Source organism: Streptomyces sp. P1-3, assembly GCF_050613155.1.
In the GTDB taxonomy this organism is placed as follows: domain Bacteria; phylum Actinomycetota; class Actinomycetes; order Streptomycetales; family Streptomycetaceae; genus Streptomyces.
Window position 1 is genome coordinate 51857 of sequence record NZ_CP192512.1, and the last position, 18978, is coordinate 70834.

Here is an 18978-nt window from a genome sequence, read left to right on the forward strand (position 1 = left end):
CCACCACTGGGGCTGCGTGATCCCGATCGCCGGCGCGGGGCGTCAAGCCGGTCCAGCCAAATCCGGCCGAACGGATGGAAGATCTGCCCTTTCAGGCATTGATGACTAAAGGTGTATCTAGCGGCGATCACGAAACCCTAGTCTGGTGCCACCTCGGGCGCGTCCGCGGAGGTGGCACAGCGCATCGCTGACGGCATTGCGCTGGTGCTGGCGATCCGACCTGTCCGTCGGTCGTGTGCCCGAGTCCCGCGGGCCCGGTGCCCGGTGCCCGGTACACCGAGTCACGCAGGGAGGCGGACGTGCCCAGTGGGGTTGGATCGACCGATTCCGCGCCCGTCACGGGTGCGACCGCGCCTCCGCGGCCCTCGGGCGACACCGCCCCGGCCGCTCCCAACGCGCCGGTGATCTCGTTGCCGAAGGGTGGCGGCGCCATCCGGGGGATCGGGGAGAAGTTCACCGCGAACCTGGTCACCGGCACCGGCGGGCTCTCGGTTCCCCTCGCGATCAGTCCCGGACGATCTGGGTTCGGCCCGTCTCTGACGCTCGGTTACGACTCCGGCGCCGGCAACGGCCCGTTCGGAATCGGCTGGGGGATCGGGCTGCCGGCGATCACTCGCAAGACTGACAAGGGCATCCCGGGCTATGCCGACGACGACAAGGACGTCGGAGACACCTTCATCCTGTCCGGCGCGGAGGACCTTGTTCCCGTCCTGGTGGACAGCGACGGAGACTGGATTCGGGATCGCCGGTCGTGCAGGGTGGACGGCTCGGACTATGCGGTGTGCCGGTATCGGCCGCGCGTGGAAGGCCTCTATGCGCGCATCGAGCGGTGGACTGACGTACGGTCCGGCGAAGTCCATTGGCGCTCGATCAGCCGGGACAATGTCACCACCGTCTATGGACGTGATGCCACCAGCCGCATCGCCGACCCGGCCGACGCGCGCCGGGTTTTCAGTTGGCTGATCTGTGAAAGCCATGACGATGTCGGCAACGCGGTCCGCTACGAGTACAAGGCCGAGGACGGCAGCGGCGTCGACCTCAATGCCTCCTGCGAACGCAACCGCACCGCGGCTGGTCGCGCCGCGAACCGGTATCTCAAGCGAATCCACTACGGAAACACGGTTTCCCGGCTGGTCTCCGACGATTCGGACTACATGTTCGAGATCGTGTTCGACTATGGCGAACACGATGAGAGTGCGGCTGAGGTCCGGCCGTGGACCTGTCGGCTGGACCCGTTCTCTTCCTACCGGGCCGGATTCGAGATTCGTGGCTACCGGCTCTGCCGCCGGGTGCTGATGTTCCATCATTTCCCGGACGAACCCGATGTCGGTCGTGACTGCCTGGTGCGCTCCACCGAGCTGGCTTATCGCGGCGACGCCGAGCGGGGCGGGGTGGCGGGCGCGTTTCTGGAGTCGGTGTCACACAGCGGCTGGCGGCGACGGGCTCCCGGTGGTTACCTCACCAGGTCGTTGCCGCCACTGGAATTCTCCTATTCCAAGGCCGAGATCGACACCGAGGTACGCACGCTCGACGCCGCTGACCTGGAGAACGCGCCGACCGGTGCGGACGAATCGGCCTACCGGTGGACGGACCTGGAGGGCGACGGGCTGGCCGGGTTACTCACCGAGCAGGCCGGGTCCTGGTTCTACAAGCCCAACCTCGGCGGTGGCCACCTCGGCCCGATGCGCGTGGTGCGCAGCCGCCCGGCCGGCGGCCGGACCGAACTGCTGGACCTGGACGGCGACGGCCGCCCGGCCGTGGTGGATTTCGGTGGCACCACACCGGGGTTCACCGAGCGGTCCGACCAGGACTGGGAGGTGTTCCGGCCGTTCCGGTCCCGGCCGAACCTGGCCTGGGACGACCCGAACCTGCGTTTCGTGGACCTCAGCGGCGACGGCCGCGCCGATGTACTCGTCACCGGCGAGCCGGGCTGGACCTGGTATCGATCGCTGGGCGAGGAGGGATTCGACACCGGCCGCCGGACCTGGCCATCACAGGACGAGGAATCCGGGCCACGACTGGTCTTCGCCGACCGCACCTCGTCGATCCACCTGGCGGACCTGTCCGGCGACGGGCTCGCCGACCTGGTCCGGATCCGCAACGGCGAGATCTGCTACTGGCCGAACCTGGGCCACGGCCGGTTCGGCGCCAAGGTCACCATGGACGGAGCTCCCCGGTTCGACAATCCGGACCAGTTCGACCCGGCCAGGATCCGGCTGGCCGATGTCGATGGTTCCGGTCCGGCGGATCTGATCTACCTGCACCGCGACGGGGTCCGGCTCCACCTGAACCGGTCGGGTAACGCGTGGAGCGCTCCGCACGCCCTGCCCGTGGCCTTTCCCCGGATCGAGAACGTGTCCAGGGTCGCCGTGATCGACCTGCTCGGGTCCGGCACCGGCTGCCTGGTGTGGTCCTCGCCGCTGCCCGCCGAATCGGGCCGGCAGCTGCGCTACCTGGATCTGATGCGCGGCGGCAAACCCCATCTGCTGACCGGGGTGCGCAACAACCTGGGCGCCGAAACGCATATCCGCTACGCCCCCTCGACCCGCTTCTACGCCGAGGACGCCGCCGCCGGGCGCCCCTGGCTGACCCGGTTGCCGTTCGTCGTGCACGTGGTCGAGCGCGTGGAGACGGTGGACGCGATCGGTCGTCACCGATTCGTCAGCCGGTACGCCTACCACCATGGCTATTTCGACGGGCCGGAGCGTGAGTTCCGGGGTTTCGGCATGGTCGAGCAGACCGATACCGAGGCGTTGGAGGCGTTGACCGAGGCCGACAATGTGGATGAGGCCACATACCGGCCGCCCACCCTCACCCGGACCTGGTTCCACACGGGTGCGTTTCTCCCCGGACAGCGGATCTCGCGGCAGTTCGAACACGAATACCACAGCGATGACCTGTTGCTGCCCGACACGGTGCTGCCGGACGGCCTGACCGCCGACGAGGTCCGGCAGGCATGTCGCTCCCTGAAGGGATCGGTGCTCCGCACCGAGGTGTACGCGCTCGATGGCAGTGATACCGAAAGGCGCCCCTACCGCGTTACCGAGCACAACCATCTGATCCGGATGCTCCAACCGGCCGCCGACCGCGCCGACTCGGCCGGCGTGCCGCATGCGGTGTTCGACGTGCACCCCAGGGAAACCCTGACCGGGCACTATGAGCGCACCTTGGACCCGCGGATCGGCCATGAGCTGACCCTCGCCGTCGACGCATACGGCAATGTGCTGCGGTCGGTGACCGTCGGCTACGGCCGTACCCGCCCCTCACCCGATCTCGATGAGCGGGACGCGGGGCCGCAGCAGCGCACGCACATGGTGCTCACCGACCACGACTACACCAACGCCGTCGAGGAACCCGACAGCCACCGGGCTCCCCTGCCCTGCCGGACACGCGCCTTCGAGGTACTGGGGCTCCACCCCGCCGAGGACCGGTTCACCCACGCGGAGCTGACCCGCGCGCTGACCGGCGTCGATCAGACGATCCCCTACCAGGAGTGGGACGCGCGGCCACCGAAACCGGCACTCCGGCTCACCGAGCACGTACGCACCCTGTACCGGAGCGACGATCTCTCAGAGCCGCTGCCCATCGGCACACTCCAGTCCCGTGCCCTGCCCTACCAGGAGTACCGGCTCGCCTTTCCCGATGGCCTGGTCACCGCGCTGTACGGGGACCGGGTCGACGAAGCGATGCTGCGGACGGCCGGATACCTGTGGCACGAGGGCGGATGGTGGATTCCCTCGGCACGGACCGCGTACGCCCCGCCGGGTACAGGCGAACTGGAATACGCCGAACACCACTTCTTCCTGCCCCGCCGGTTCACCGATCCGCTCGGTGAGACCTCGACGGTGTCCTACGACGACTACGACCTGCTCCTCGTCGAGAGCACCGACCAGCTCGGCAACCGCTACACCGTGGGTGAACGCGACTCCGATGACCGGACGCTGTCCCACGGCAACGACTACCGCGTGCTGCGGCCTGCTGTCGTCACCGACCCCAACCGCAACCGGGTCCAGGTGGCCTACGACGTGCACGCCAGAGTCGCCGGGACCGCGACAATGGGCAAGCGCGAGGAATCCCTCGGAGACTCGCTGGACGGCTTCGACCCCGACCCGCCAGCCGCGCTGGTGGCCCGATACCTCGCCGACCCGCTGGGGTCCGGACACGAGTTGCTCGGGTCGGCGGGGACCAGGTTCTGCTACCACGAGTCGGCGTTCCGGCTGCGCGGGGAACCCGCCGTGGTCGCGACCCTCGCCCGGCACACCCACCAGTCCGACCTCGCCCCCGGTGAGCAGAGCAGGATCACGCATACCTTTGCTTACGGCGACGGTTTCGGACGCGAGGTCCAGTCCAAGGTCCAAGCCGAACCCGGGCCGCTGACCGAGGGGGGCCCGGCCGTCGACACCCGCTGGGCCGGCACCGGATGGACGATCTTCAACAACAAGGGCAACCCGGTTCGTACCTTCGAACCGTTCTTCACCGCAACCCACTCCTTCGAGTCCGCGGTGACGGCCGGGGTGAGCACGGTGCTCCTCTACGACCCGTTGGAGCGGGTGATCGGCACCCTGCATCCCGACGCCACGTATGCGAAGACGGTGTTCGACCCGTGGCGGCAGCGGGTGTGGGATGGCAACGACACCGTGCTGATCGATCCCCGGCAGGATCCGGACATCGGCGACCAGGTCCGGCGACTGCTGGCCCCGCAGCCAGGGTGGACCACATGGCACGCCGCGAGGGCCGACGGCGCTCTGGGCCCCGAGCAGCGGCGCGCCGCCGAGAAGGCCGCGATGCACGCGGACACCCCCACGCACATCTATCTCGACTCTCTCGCCCGCCCGTTCCGCACTGTGACGCACAACCGGTACGCCAAGGACGGAACGCTCGTCGAGGAGTCTCTGGTGACCCGCACGACCACGGATGTCGAGGGCAACGTCCGCGAGGTGCGCGATCCCCTGGACCGCGTCACGATCCGCCATCACTACTCGATGGTCGGCATGCAGGTGATCCGGAGCGGCATCGACTCCGGCACCGGGACGCTGCTGCCGGACGTGCTCGGCAATCCGCGCTGTACCTGGAACAGCAGGGGTTTCCGGTTCCGCACCGAGTACGACGCCGGCCACCGCCCGGTTCGCGCCTACGTCAGTGGCCCGAGCCTGACGGATGAGGTTCTGCACCAGAGGACCGAATACGGCGAGGATCCGGCCCGCAACCTGCGGACGAGGGTGTTCCGGCGGTACGACGGGTCCGGTGTCAGCACCCATGAGGCCTACGACTTCCGCGGCAACCTCCTGGAGGCGACGCGCCGGTTCCCGGTGGAGTACCGGCGCGCGCCCGACTGGCGGGAGGAGGTCGCCCTCGAAGAGGAGGTCTACACCGGCCGCACCCGTTTCGATGCGCTGGACCGTCCCATCAGCATCACCAGCCCGGACGGTACCGTGGTCCGGCCGTACTACAACGAGGCGAACCTGCTGGAGCGTCTTGTGGCCACGGCCAACGGCAGTGACACCGTGCTGGTCGCAGCGGTGGAGTACAACGCCCGCGGGCAGCGCACCCGGATCGACTACGGCAACGGCGCGCGGACCCGCTATAGCTACGACTCGCTGACCTTCCGCCTCACCGCGCTGCGGTCCCGCCGCGAGCGGCCGCGTTCCCGCCACGAGCGCGGGACGGTGCAGCGCCTGACCTACTGCCACGACCCGGTCGGCAACATCGTCTCGATCCGGGACACCGCGCAGCAGAAGACGTTCTTCCGCAACCGGGTTGTCGAACCCGGCGCGGACTACACCTACGACGCGGTGTACCGGCTCATCGAGGCGACGGGCCGGGAACACCTCGGCCAGGCCGATCCCGGTGACACCGGCGACGCGCCCAGGGTGGGACTCGCCCACCCCGGCGACGGTGCCGCGATGGGGCGTTACCTGCAGCGGTATGTCTACGACGCGGTGGGCAACATGCTGGCTCTGGAACACCGCGGATCCACCGCTCCCGGCTGGACCCAGCGGTTCCGGTACGCCGAGCCCAGTGCGCTGGAACCAGACGTAACCGGCAACCGGCTGAGCGGTGTGGGCGACGGCGACTTCGCGTACGACGCCAGGGGAAACACCACCGCGATGCCCGGCCTGCCGACGCTGCGCTGGGATCCCGAGGACCAGTTGGAGGCCACCGCCCGGCAGGTCCGCGGTGCCGGAACCCCGCAGACGACGTACTACTCCTACGACGCCACCGGGCAACGCGTCCGCAAGGTCACCGACTCGTCCTGCGGCGAGGGCGACACCGCGAGGAGAAGCCGCGAACGCCGCTACATCGGCCCGTTCGAGGTCTACCGGGAGTACGGCGCGGACGGCGCGGTGACCCTGGAACGCCAGACGGTGCACGCGATGGACGACGCGCGGCGCGTCGCATTGCTGGAGCGGCGGACCCGCGGCACGGATGCCGGTCCGGAGCGACAGGTCCGGTATCAACTGGCGGACCATCTCGGGTCCGCCACGCTGGAACTGGACGAGCGGGCCCGGGTTCTCACGTACGAGGAGTACTACCCCTACGGCGGCACGGCCTACCAGGCGGTACGCGCGAAGACCGAGACGCCCAAGCGGTACCGCTTCACCGGCAAGGAACGCGACACCGAGACCGGTCTGTATTTCCACGGCGCCCGCTACTACGCCCCGTGGCTGTGCCGCTGGACCAGTTGCGACCCGATCGACACGCCTCAGGCCAGCCCGTACGAGTACGCCCGTGGCAACCCGGTCGCGCTGGTCGACCGGGACGGCAGGGATCCGACACCTCCCGCGCACACCATCGGTGACATTCTGGAGTTCCTCCGGGTTCAGGCGGGTTTCGAGGCCGGCGCCAGCACCAGCCCCGGCGCCATCAACCGGACGCCGCTGAACTTCAGCAGCCGGGCGGCGAGCCCGGCCGGCACCGCGGCTCACGCTCGTGTCGGCTCGGTGCTGCGGCAGTTGCAGAGCCTGGGTGTCCAGGGCGCGGAGCGGATCTACGCCGATGTGCGTGTGATCGGCGGCACGATCACTGACATCGGTGTCCCACCGGGCGGTCCGAAAGGGGCGCACAACCTCGATGTGGTGGTCGCCAAGGCCGGTCAGACGCTGACGAAGGGGCAGAGCCTGCTCGGTGGGGTCGCCGAGACGATCGGCGACTTCAAGTACGGCGGCGGCCAGATCGCCCAGAAGTACGCCGTCTATGGCTCTCAGCTGCAGACGCTGAACGCCCGTCCTCTGGTGGCTGCGGACTTCATCGACGACGTCGCGACCACGGCGGCAAACGTCGAGCAGGCCGCGGCGAACACCGCGAGCACCGCCGCAGGCACCATCGCGAAGGTCGAGCAGGCTGCCGCGAGCGCACAGCAGACGGTGACTGCGGCGGCGACGGAGACCGCGTCCGTCGCCAAGAGCGTTGCGACGACTGCGCAGGTGGCCTCCGAGACCGGCGTCGCGGCCAAGGCGCTGGGTACGGGGGCGCGGGCCCTCCAGGCGGCCGCGCCGGTGCTCAAGGTGGTCGGGAAGGTGGCGGCCCCGCTGGCCGTGGGCGCCACCGCCCTCCAGGTGGCCACCGCCAAGACCACGGCCGAGCAGGTCGACGCCGGGATCGGCGTCGTGTCGACGGCCGTCGGTTTCGCGGGCGCGCCGGGGGCGATCGCCGCGGTCGGCATCCAGGGCACCGCGTACGTCAGCGGCAAGGTGGGCGAGATCGTCACCGAGAAGACCGGCAGCGAGACCGCCGGGGTGGCCGCGGCCACGTTGACCGGCGCAGCGGCGGGGGCAGGGGTCGGCGCCGTGGTCGGCAGCATCGTGCCCGGGGTGGGCACCGCGGTCGGCGCCGGGGTTGGCGCGGTCGTCGGTGCCGGCATCGGATTCGTCAAGTCGTACTGGAAATAGTCGTACTGGAAGCAGCTGGAATCGGGGCAGAAGGGCGCAGATTGATATGCCGGAGTTGATCATCGTTCGGTTGCACCCGACGAAGCCCATGTCCGCGACGGATTTCCGGGCGGCCCTGAACAAGCTGACCGTGACGGCCTTCGATCTGACCTTCGCCGAGCCCAGGCAGGGCGTGCAGATCGGGTCGGCGAAGGGGCTCGCCGTCACGCACGCTGATGTCACCAAGCACGACGTGAACGTGGCCAACACGGCGATCATCCAGCACTACCTGGACATCGTCGGCGGCGGTCTTCCGCCGGTGACGACGCGGCACGCGGAGGCGGTCGCCACCGCGGTGATCGTGGTGACACCGCCGTCGGGCCATCCGGAATACCCGACCGGCTCGTCGTACGACCTCCGGCTGGAGCTGACCCGCGACGGCGTCCCCATCGGCGACGGGGAGCTGGACTTCAACATCAAGGTCACCAGCGTGGCCACGCTGCCGGTGCTCCAGCCGGCGTACTTCGCGATGCCCGCGAGCGCCTTCGCGGCGGTGCCGGCGACGTCGCCCGGCGGGGACCAGGTCGAGCTGCCCAAGGACGGTACCCCGCCGAACTTCGCCGGCCTGGTCGCGAAGATCGACAAGGTACTGGCGAAGGATCCCGGCACGGGCGGCTCCCTCGCGCAGCGCGCGCCGCTCAGCCCGGCGCAGAGCCGGCACGTCGCCGCCGAACTCACCTGGGACCGGCTGGTGTATCCGCCGCCCGACCTGCCGCGCCCGCTCGGCGAGATGTACACCAAGCCGCCCGTGGTCACCGGCCTCGACCAGCAGAAGGTGGAGAACGACCGACTGCGGTTCGAGGCCGAACTGGCCGGCTATCACGCCACCGTCGACGCAAAGGCGTCAAGGCTGGCCACCTTCGTCTTCGCCGCCTCGGCGGCCGTGCAGGGCGAACGCCTGGCCGCAGCCGCCGCCAAGGCAAGGCTCACCGTTCCGATCCTGACCGGCGCGGAGACCGGGCACGCCGCGATCACCTTGGCCCCCGGAGATGGCGGGGCCGTACTCGACCCGACGTTCGCCGTACCGGCGGCTTACCTGTACGCGCTCGGCGCGACATTGCCGATGACGGTCGATCCCGAACACCGCTACGACGCGGCCCGGTTCGGCACCGAGGCACAGTCCCTGGCGCAGCTGCGTATCGCGATCGAGAACGGCGTGGTCCTGGCGTCCGAGCCGCTGCTCACCATGCCCGCCGAACCGGTGATCGGTCCGGCGGCCGCGGCTCGCCGGCTGCGCGCGCTGGGCTCGGTCAGCACGTCGGAGCCCACCGTCGCGCTGGCATCGCCGGTCTCCACCGTGGTGCGGTCGTGGAGCACGCATTCCGGGGCCACGGAGGCCATCGACGCGGGGTTCTGGGCCCCGACCGCGGTCGCATCACCTGGACCTTACCTGGAGCTGGTGCTGCGGGCGGTCACCGGCAACCATGAGCCGCTGGTGGTCGCGGTGGGGCAGCCGCCGCTCTCGGTGACCACGGTCGCCGGGCTGGTGGCGGTCACCGATGAGCGGTGGCGCACCCTCCTGCGGGGCAATCCCGCGCTGCTGCCGCCGTTCACCGAGCCGGGCACGGTATCGGAGCGAGCACATGCCTTCGTCCGGCACCTGCGCAAGTTCTTCACCGTCCCCGTCAAGCCCCCGACAGCGGACCACGCCGCCGCCGGAACCCTTCCGACGCTCGGCGTGTCCGCCTCCGATGTGTTCGCCCGCATGATCGCGGCTTACGGCACCCACGGCGGTGGCACCTTCGTCTTCGGAGCGCCCCGAAACGACGCCGCCTTCGAGGCCGCACTGGCCGACACCTTCGGCACGGACATCGCGGCACAGCGCTGGCTGGCGCAGGCGGTCGCGGCACTCGACGCGCTGCACGAACTGACCGCGTTCGCGGCCGGGAACGAACTGCGGTTCTCGCTGATGGAAGCGCTGTACTCGGCCGGCTTCACCAGCAAGTCCCAGCCGGCCGCGCTGCCGGCGGCCGATTTCGCCGCGGCACTCGCCGGCACCGTCGCGCACCCGTTCGCCGCACAGATCCAACAGGCGGCGGGGGGACCCGCCGATCCGGCCGGCCCGCCGGACGAAAGCTTCGCGCCGGTCAACCCGGACGGCACGCTGACCGACTGTGTGCCGCCGGATCACCTGTCACCATTCGGCCCGCCTCAGTACTTGCATGACCTGCTGCAGGTCTCGGCCGCGTCGACCTGCGAGCACCCCACCACGCCGGCCAACGTGGCCTCGATCGGCGAACTGCTCGACGACCGCCGCGGCCCGCTCGGCGATCTGCAGGTGACGGCCGCCAACCTCGCCACGCCCCTGCCGGTGATCGACCTGGTGAACGAGAGCCTGGAGAAGCTGGCCGGCGGCGGCGCGCACGGCGCGATCCATGACACCGCGGCGGATCGGCTTGCCGGGCACGCTCTGGGGCAGCCGCACGATCCGGCGACCTTGTTCGCCGCGGTGCCGGAACACTCCTCACCGGCCACCGAGAGACTGCCCCAGGCTCACCTCGACGCGTACGCCCTGTTGCGCGAGGACTTCACCGCACCCGCGCTGCCGTACCACCAGCCCTTGGACGTGAACAGGTCCTACCTCCGCTTCCTGGGCACCAGCCGGTACGCCGCGATGCGCCGGTTCCGCAAGGAGATCACCGAGCTGGCGCTGGACCCGGCCCACGAGCCCGCCGGGTTCCAGAGCCACCGGTGGCGCTACCCGGTCCGGCTGGAGATCGCCTGCGAGTACCTGGGCATTTCCACCGAGGAGTACGACCTGCTCTACGCCCAGGAGATCGCTCTCCGGAAGGCGAGGGGGCGGCTGACCTTGCACGAGGTGTACGGATTCGTCAAGGGATCCGTCGGCGATGCGTCCTGGACCGACACCGTGCTAAGGGTGCCCCAGTTCCTGGACCGCGCCGGCCTGAGCTACTGCGCATTCCTCGCACTGTGGCGCAGCGGCTTCGTCGCGTTCCAGCGCACCGTGCCGGAGGGCGGAGACCCCGACATCCCCGACTGCGAGCCGTGCTGCCTCGACGATCTGAGGATCAGGTTCACAGATCCCAAGGACGAGCAGGACCCGCGCCCCGCGCTGCGCAAGCTGATCGTCTTCATCCGGCTGTGGCGGCGGCTGAACGAGGGCGCGGCGCCCGGAATCACCTTCGCGATGCTGCGCGATGTGTGCGAGGTGCTGCGGCTGTTCAACGGTGACGCGATCAACCCGGACTTCTGCCGCCAGCTCGCGGCGCTGCTCATCCTGCACGAGGAGCTCCGTCTCTCCCTCGTGGACACCTATCGGGCCGACGAGGCGTCGCCCGCGACAAGGATGCCGCTACTGGGGCTGTGGGCCACCCAGCCCCCGGCCGCCGGGGCCCTCGAGCTCGTGCTGGATCGGATCGGCGACCTGGCACGGGCCCGCTATTCCTGCGGGGACCGGGAACCGCGCTTCGCCAAGGCACTCGCCGGCAACTTGACGGTGCTGTCCCGACTGGCCGGGTTCGACCCCGATGCGGCGGACGACACCTGGCACGCACGGCCCACGCACACGCTGCGGTTCGTCGAGGTTCTCGGCAAGATCTACGCCTCGGACTTCACCGTTGGCGAGATCATGTGGCTGTTCACGGTCGAAGAGCACCGCGACGGTGACGATCCGTTCGCTCTCCAGGACCGCAACGAGTCGGCCGAGGATCCCCTGTCACTGCCCGAGCCGGCGGGATCGACCGGGTGCGACGAGGCGCAGACGCTGTGGGCGCTGCGGCGGTCCCTGCTGGCCGTGCGCGTCTCCGAGGAGGACGCCGAGGCCTGGACGTGGCCCCGGATGACCGCGACCTTGCGGGACGAGTTCGGCTACGTCCCGGCGGAGAGCGGACCCGACGCCTGGCAGGTGCTCGGGGAACACTTCTTCCCGACCGTGCTGGAGCGGTGCGGCTGCCCAGTCGACGTGCTGGGGCGCCAATACCGTACGCCGCTGGCGGCAGCGGATACCTCTCCCCTGATGTGGCTGCGACCGGAGGAAGGGCCCTTCGGCTACGACAGTGCCGCGCAGGAGCTGTGGACCTCGCTGCCGGTCTCCGACACCGAGGTGATCGAAGAGCTGAGCCACATGCGGCCGCTGCGGGAGGCCGAGCGGGTCGCCGTACGCAACCTGTACTTCGCGCCCCGCGCGGCGCTCGCGCCGTTCGCGGCCATCTTCGAGAACGCCGAGCTCGCCATCGACACCCTGGTCTCCGAACCCGACGAGCAGGCCAGATTCGCCTACTTCCAGAAGGAGTTCGCCCGATTCCGGGCGCGCTGCACGGTGATCGTCGACCATCTGGCGACACATGTGGCCGCGGTGACCGGCTGCCCGGCCGACGCGGGCGCGGCGTCCACGGTGCTGCGCAGCCTGTGGGCGGACGAGAACGCGGCGACGACGCCGTGGGAGACCGACGACGGCAAGACCCCCGAGGTGACCTGGGCGCCACCGCCCAGCGGTGGCGCGTTCGCCGCGCTGCTGGGCCTCGTCGGAACCGGCCTGCTCGGCGAACTGCACGACGGCGCGGGGAAGCTGGTCTGGAGGGAGACCCGCGGCCCGGCCACCGCGTTCGCCCCCGTGCGCGATCAGTACAACGCTCCCGTGCCCACCGTGTTGCCGGCGATGGATCTCACGCCGAGCCCGGCCCAGTCCCGCCTGGTCGCCGTACGCAACGGCTTCGCCATCAAGGAAGGCAGCGCCGAGCCGCTCGGTGGCGCGAGCCCCTTCACCGCGCGCTGGACCGGGGTGCTGCTGGTGGACAACGCCGGGGAGTACCACTTCCACGTCGGCGCACCCACCGAGGGCGACACCGCACCCGACTTCGCCCGAGCCCGAGAACACCGCTGGCGGCTCACTCTGGGACGCGGCCAGAAGACCTGGATCATGCTGGACCACAACTGGGACTCCGATGACGCACCGGCGGCCGCGTCCGTGGGCGTGCGGCTGCGCCGGGGCGCCTACCGGATCACGATCGAGTACGCCCAGTCCGATCCGACCTTCGAGCGGGCCGAAGAGGCCTGTCCGGAGCACACCGGATTCCAGGTGAAGTATCGCGGCCCGGACAGCGACGGTGTGCTGACGGAGATCGGCTTCGACCGCCTGTTCCGGGACGCCAAGGACGGCACGCTGGGCGATGGCCTCGTGGGGTCCGCGGGCCTGTACGCCTCGGGCGAGGCCGCCGCGCAGTACCTGGAACGGCGCTACGGCGCCACCCTGCGCGACATCCGCCGCACCTACCAGCGGGCGGTGAAGGCGGCACTGCTTGCCCGCCGGTTCGCGCTCTCGGCGACGGCCGTGCCCGGATACCGGCAGTCCGAACTGGGCCACCTGATCACGCATCCCGAATCCTTCGCCGGCACGTCCTACCCCAGGACCGGGCCTTCGGCGTTCGGGGTGCACCACGCCTGGTTCGACTTCGACCTCCTGCCGGTGTCCGACCCGTACCCGCCGCAACCCCTGGGAGATCAGCGCACCGCGCCCAGCCCGCACCGCCAGGCGGCACTCTTCGACTGGTGGGAACGGCTCTTCGACTACTGCCTGCTGCGGGCCGAGACCGAGTCCGCCCGGGAGCGCCCGGTCTGGCTGCTCTTCGCCGACGTGCTCGAACAGCAGCCCGATGACCCGGCGCAGCTGCTGAGGCACCTGGGTGTCGATCTGGCGCACTCGCCGCTGCTGCACACCTACTTCGCGACGCCACCGTATCCGCTCGACGCCGACGACCTCATCGATGAGCGGTGGGCACTGCGGGTCTGGCAGGGCGAGAAATGGCTGACCCGGCTGCGCAGCCACTTCGCGTGCCGGTGGATCGGCGATGCCGTGCCGTGGAAGTGGGCCGCCGACGACCCCGGGGCGCAACCCGACTCAGGCAACGCGAACCTCACCCGGTTCGTGCGGGACGGCTGTTTCGAGAACGGCGAGCCACTGCGCTACGAGGACCTGCGCGGGCTCAATGACGGCCTGCGGGAGCGGGCGAGGACGGCGCTGCTCGCGTACCTGTGCGGGATGGAACGGGTGCCGCTGCCCTGGGCCCCGGGCTCCTTTGCGACCGCGCCGAAGGATCTCTCGGATCTCCTGGTCCAAGATGTCGAAGCGGGCATCTGCCAGCGAACGAGCCGGATCGAGGACGCCATCCGGACCGTGCAGGCATTCGTCCAGCGGGCCCGGCTCGGGCTCGAACCCACGTTGACACCGGGGCCGGAGTTCGTCCGGCTGTGGGAGAGGCGGCTCGCCACCTACCGGGTGTGGGAGGCATGCCGGCGCCGCGAGATCTACGGGGAGAACTGGATCGAGTGGGACGAGCTGAGCACCGCGCGGGAGTCGGAGGCGTTCGCGTTCCTGGAGTCCGAGCTGCGCCGGTCGACGCTGACCGTGCCGGTACCCGGTGGACTGGAATGGTGGCCGGGGCAACGGCCACCGGAGCACCCCTCGCTGACTCCCCTTCAGGCCCGTGAACCGTCCGGAATCCAGCTGCTGCAACCGGCCCCGGAGGGGCTGGGGTTGCTGGGCACTCCCGAGCGGGCCGCCCGCAACTCCTGGCTCGCCCCGGTGCTCGGCCTCACCCCCGCCCTCCGTCCCCCGGAGGATGACCGCCCCCGGCTTGAGCGCGACCCGCGCGATCGCCGGGAGGGAGCCGAGGACGACCCCACCGGACTTCCACTGTGGCTGACCGCCGCGGTCCGCCTGGGCACCCGGTTCGTCCGGGTCGCCGCCGCCGGGCTCCCGCCGGCCGGGACGGAATTCGAGGCCTGGCACGAGGACGCCATCTGCTGCGCGCAGTGCGGCGAGGAACGGCACCACGTCGACGAGTACTACTTCTGGCTTGCCGATTCCGCATTCCATTCGGCACGGGACCAGCACGCGGACGTGGGCGCTCAGCCGGACCAAGCGCACCACGACACCTCCGACTGGCACAGGCCGGACAAGCTCCCCGCCCTGCTGGACTGGGACGCACAACCCATGGTGCATCTGTGCTGGAGCAGGGTGCGGCACGGTGAGTTCGACCCGCCGCGCCGGTCCAGTCAGGGCATCGCGGTCACAGGAGAGACGGCCACCCTGAGGTTCTCCGGACGCACGGCGGATTCCCTGCGCTTCGAGGTGGTGGGCGCGGTCACGCCGGTGATCGGCCACGCCGACCCGACGCCGCCGGGGTTCCGCTACGACCTGGCCAAGGACGACGCCGTAGCGCTTCCGTTGGTCGAGGCGCCGGACCCGGCGCCGAGCTTCCCCGGCGGGCTCGCCGCCTACCCCTACTTCGTGTACGTCGCCCCGGGGGCTCCGCTGCTGCCGCCCTCGCCGTTCAGCGTGGCGATGACCGTGGCCGGCGCGCTGCGCACCCACTGCCAGTACGAGTCCGCTCTGAAGTGGTACGAGTTGGCGTACCAGCCCCAGGCCCGCGACAACACCTGGGCCTCCTGCGCCGCAGACAACCAGCGACGTCGACGGCGGCAGGACCTGCCGTGCTGCCCGAGTTCGCCCGTCTGCGAGGACCGGGCCAGGAACCGGGCGGTGCTGCTGGCCTACCTGGAGACCATGGTGCAGTGGGCCGATGCCCACGCCTGCCGCAACACCGTGGAGGGCGCACAGCAAGCGGGCGTCCTCCTCGCCGCCGTCCAGCGGATCCTGGGCGATCGCCCCACCGTGGTGCGGGCCCAGGACCACGTTGGCGAGTCCATGACGGTGAGCGGCCTCGTTACCCGTCCCGCGCCGCTGAACCCGCGGCTGATCGCCCTGTACGACGACACCGCGGACCGTATCGCCCTGATTCACCACTGTCTCAACCGCTACCGGCTTCCCCAGCGCGGTGCCTTCGGTGAGACCGGACTGCGCGAAGGGTGGCGGGAGACCGTCGAGCCGTGCGCCGGTGACTGCGCTGAGGACTGCAAGTGCGGCGGCAGCCCGTACCGGTTCACCTTCCTGGTGGCCAAGGCCAACGAACTCTGCGCGGAGGTACGCCAACTGGGCGCGGCGCTGCTCGCGGCCTACGAGAAGGGTGACGCCGAAGCCCTGGCCGCGCTGCGCAACAATCACGAGCGGCAACTGCTGGAACTGGCCCTGGACATCAGGAAGAACCAGTGGCGAGAGGCTGACTGGCAGGTGCAGGCGCTGGACAAGACCAAGGAGGGCGCGCTCGCCCGGCTGCGGTACTACCAGGAGCTGATCGCCGGTGGGCTCAACGCGGGCGAGACCGGCTACGCCGCGCTGACCGGCGTCTCGATCGCGTCCCGGATCGCCGGCAACGTGCTGGAGGGCGTCGCCCAGGGAATCGGGATCAGCCCGGACATGTGGATCGGCATCGCGGGCATCGCGGGCACCCCACTGGAGTTCAACCAGCTTCCGGTCGGCAACAAGCTCGCGTCCGGCTTCTCCACCGCGGCGCGGATCATGATGGCGATCGCCGACAATGCCAACACCGGCGCGGGTCTGAGCCTCACCGAGGGCGGCTGGGCCCGCAGGGAACGGGAATGGCACCATCAGGTCGAGATCATCGACATCGAGATCGAGCAGATCGAACGGCAGATCCTGGCCGCCCACCGGCGACGTGACGTCGCGCTGCGCGAGCTGAACAACCATCAGCGGCAGATCGACAACAGCGCCGAGGTCTCCGACTTCCTGCGGGACAAGTTCACCGGCACGCAGCTGTACCTGCATCTGCAGCGAGAGACCGCCGCGCTCTATCGCGGCCTGTACGAGGTGGCGATGCACACGGCCCGCCGGGCGCAACGCGCCTTCAACTACGAACGCGGCCACACCGCGCGCGCCTTCCTGCCCGAGACCGGATGGGACGGCCTGCACGAGGGCCTACTGGCGGGCGAACGACTGCAGTTGGCGCTGCGGCAGATGGACGGGGCATACCTCGACGCCAACTGCCGCGAGTACGAGCTGACCAGGCACATCTCGATGCGCAAGGAGTTCCCGCTCGCCTTCCTGCATCTGCAGCACGCCGGCTGGGCCGAGGTCGACATCCCCGAGTGGCTCTTCGACCTCGATCACCCTGGACACTACCTGCGCCGCATCAAGAGCATGACGGTGACGATCCCCTGCGTGGTGGGCCCCTACACCGGCGTACACGCCCGGTTGACCCTGCTCGGCAGCAGCACCCGCGTCGACCCCGCGCTCGCCGAACCACCGGCCGGATGCTGCTCGGGCCCCGAGTTCGACGGCTACCAGGCCGGCAGCGACGACCGGCGGGTGGTGCGCGCCTACGGTGCGACCGAGGCGATCGCCACATCCAGCGGCCAGAACGACGCAGGCCTCTTCGAGCTGCGCTTCGCCGACGAGCGCTACCTGCCCTTCGAGTTCGCCGGGGCCGCGAGCCGCTGGCGGATCGAGCTGCCTCAGGAGAACAACCGGTTCGACTTCGACACGCTCGGGGACGTCGTCCTGCACCTCAACTACACGGCCAGGGAAGGCGGCGACGTGCTGCGGAGGGCGGCCGGCACCGCCGCGCGGCGACACCTGCCGGGCGCGGGCTTGCAGTTGTTCGACGTACGGCACGACTTCCCCGACGACTGGCATCGCCTGACTACCGCCACGGGCCCGAGGCGGTTGCCGTTGCGCTTGACGCGGGCGCACTTCCCGTACCTGCCCGGTGATCAGGACCTGCGGGTCAACAGGCTCGGGTTGTTCGTCGAGACCGCGGGCTGCGATGACGGCGGCCACATCACGGTGCGGTTCAGGGCTGAGCACGAGGTGCCTGACGGCCCCGACGAGAACGGCGGGTGCGGCGGGCACGACATCACCTGTGTGACCAGTGCCGAATACCCGGGTCTGTTCCACGGCGAGCTGAGCCTGCCGTTGGCGCCGCTGCGTCGCGCCCGAGACCGCGAGCTGGGAGGCTTCACCATCCCCGCCGATGTCGGCCCGGTCACCCGGATGTACGTCCTGTGCGGCTACGAACTGGTCCCGTGACCTGCGTGGCCGCCGGGTGAGGGGCGACACCCGTACCGGAGCTCACAGCGGCTACCGGCGGCGGGAGGCCAGCGCGAGGGTCTCGAGCAGCAGGGCGGTGCGGGACCAGCTGAGGCAGGGGTCGGTGACGCTGAGGTCGGGGCGGGGTGTGTCGGCCGCGAGGTCTTGTCTGCCGTCGGACAGTTAGGACTCGATCATGATGCCGGCCAGGGACGGGGCGCCGTCGGTGATCTGCTCGGCCAGGTCGGCGATGAACGGCCAGCCGGCGGTTGTGGTCCTTGCCGCTGTTGCCGTGGGAGGCGTCGACGACGCAGGCCGGTCCAGCCGGTGACGGTGCGGGGCTTCTCCAGGTAGGCGCGAGCGGTAGGCGTACTTGGCGGAGTAGCCGATCCGGTCGGCCAGGCGGCGCATGCTCACCGCCTCCCAGCCCTCGGCGTGGGCGCCCAGACACGGTCGGCGGCCCGCCCACCGGCCGTGGGGCTTGGACGCGGCAGGATGACCGGCGCGGACGGCGACGAGGTCAGGCGAGCGGCCTGGGAGGTGTACGTGTCGCTGCGCAGCCTCGCCGCCGCGCGCGGACCGGCGAGCCGGGAACATAGCGGGCGGGCGAAACCGGCCCTGTGGGGCGGGGTCCGGGCGCCGGCCTAGCCGCCCGGGCGGGATTCAGGTCGCCTGACGGGCTTCCTCGGTGGCTTCCCGGTAGGCAGTGGTGGCCCGGGTGAAGTAGTCGAAGAGCGTCTGGAGTTGCTCGGGTGAGTAGCCGCGCATGATCTCGCTGATCCGCCGCCGGGCCGGGGCCATCGCTGCGTCGAGGCCAGAGGGTTTGGCGATGGGCTCGACGATCACTTTGCGGCGGTCGTCGGGCGAGGGGCACCGCCGGACGTAGCCGGCCTGTTCGAGCCGGTCGATCAGCCGGGTGGTGGGCCCGGTCGTCAGTCCGGTGAGTGCGCCCAGCTCGCCGGGTGTCATCGCCCCTGCCAGTTCGAGCGTGTTGAGCGCATACAGGTCGGTGGCGCCCAGTCCGCACGCCTTGGCGCTGGCGTGGCCGTGGAGCATGACCGCGCTCAGGTAGTGGCGGTAGACCTCGCCCGCGTCCGGCCGCATCTCTGGCGTTGACATCGCTGACCTCTCCTCCCTAATCTCTTC

The 18978-nt window shown here is 70.2% G+C and carries 4 protein-coding genes; 2 read left to right on the plus strand and 2 right to left on the minus strand.

The genetic code is table 11. The features are described from left to right. The first annotated feature begins 299 nt into the window (after positions 1-299). Positions 300-7889: a SpvB/TcaC N-terminal domain-containing protein gene (locus tag ACQUSR_RS00275; RefSeq protein WP_431040484.1), complete on the plus strand. Its 7590-nt coding sequence runs from the start codon at positions 300-302 to the stop codon at positions 7887-7889. Positions 7890-7977: 88 nt separating this feature from the next. Next, positions 7978-17832 (plus strand): neuraminidase-like domain-containing protein, encoded by a 9855-nt coding sequence (locus ACQUSR_RS00280; protein ID WP_431040485.1) that lies wholly within the window; start codon positions 7978-7980, stop codon positions 17830-17832. 183 nt (positions 17833-18015) lie between these two features. On the opposite strand, the gene ACQUSR_RS00285 is transcribed toward ACQUSR_RS00280, so the two are convergent. After that, a complete protein-coding gene (locus ACQUSR_RS00285; RefSeq protein WP_431040486.1) occupies positions 18016-18243 on the minus strand; it encodes a hypothetical protein in 228 nt (75 codons plus the stop codon). 252 nt (positions 18244-18495) lie between these two features. Further along, positions 18496-18951, minus strand: coding sequence for a MarR family winged helix-turn-helix transcriptional regulator (locus ACQUSR_RS00290; RefSeq protein ID WP_431040487.1), 456 nt, complete (start codon positions 18949-18951; stop codon positions 18496-18498). Positions 18952-18978: the final 27 nt, after the last annotated feature.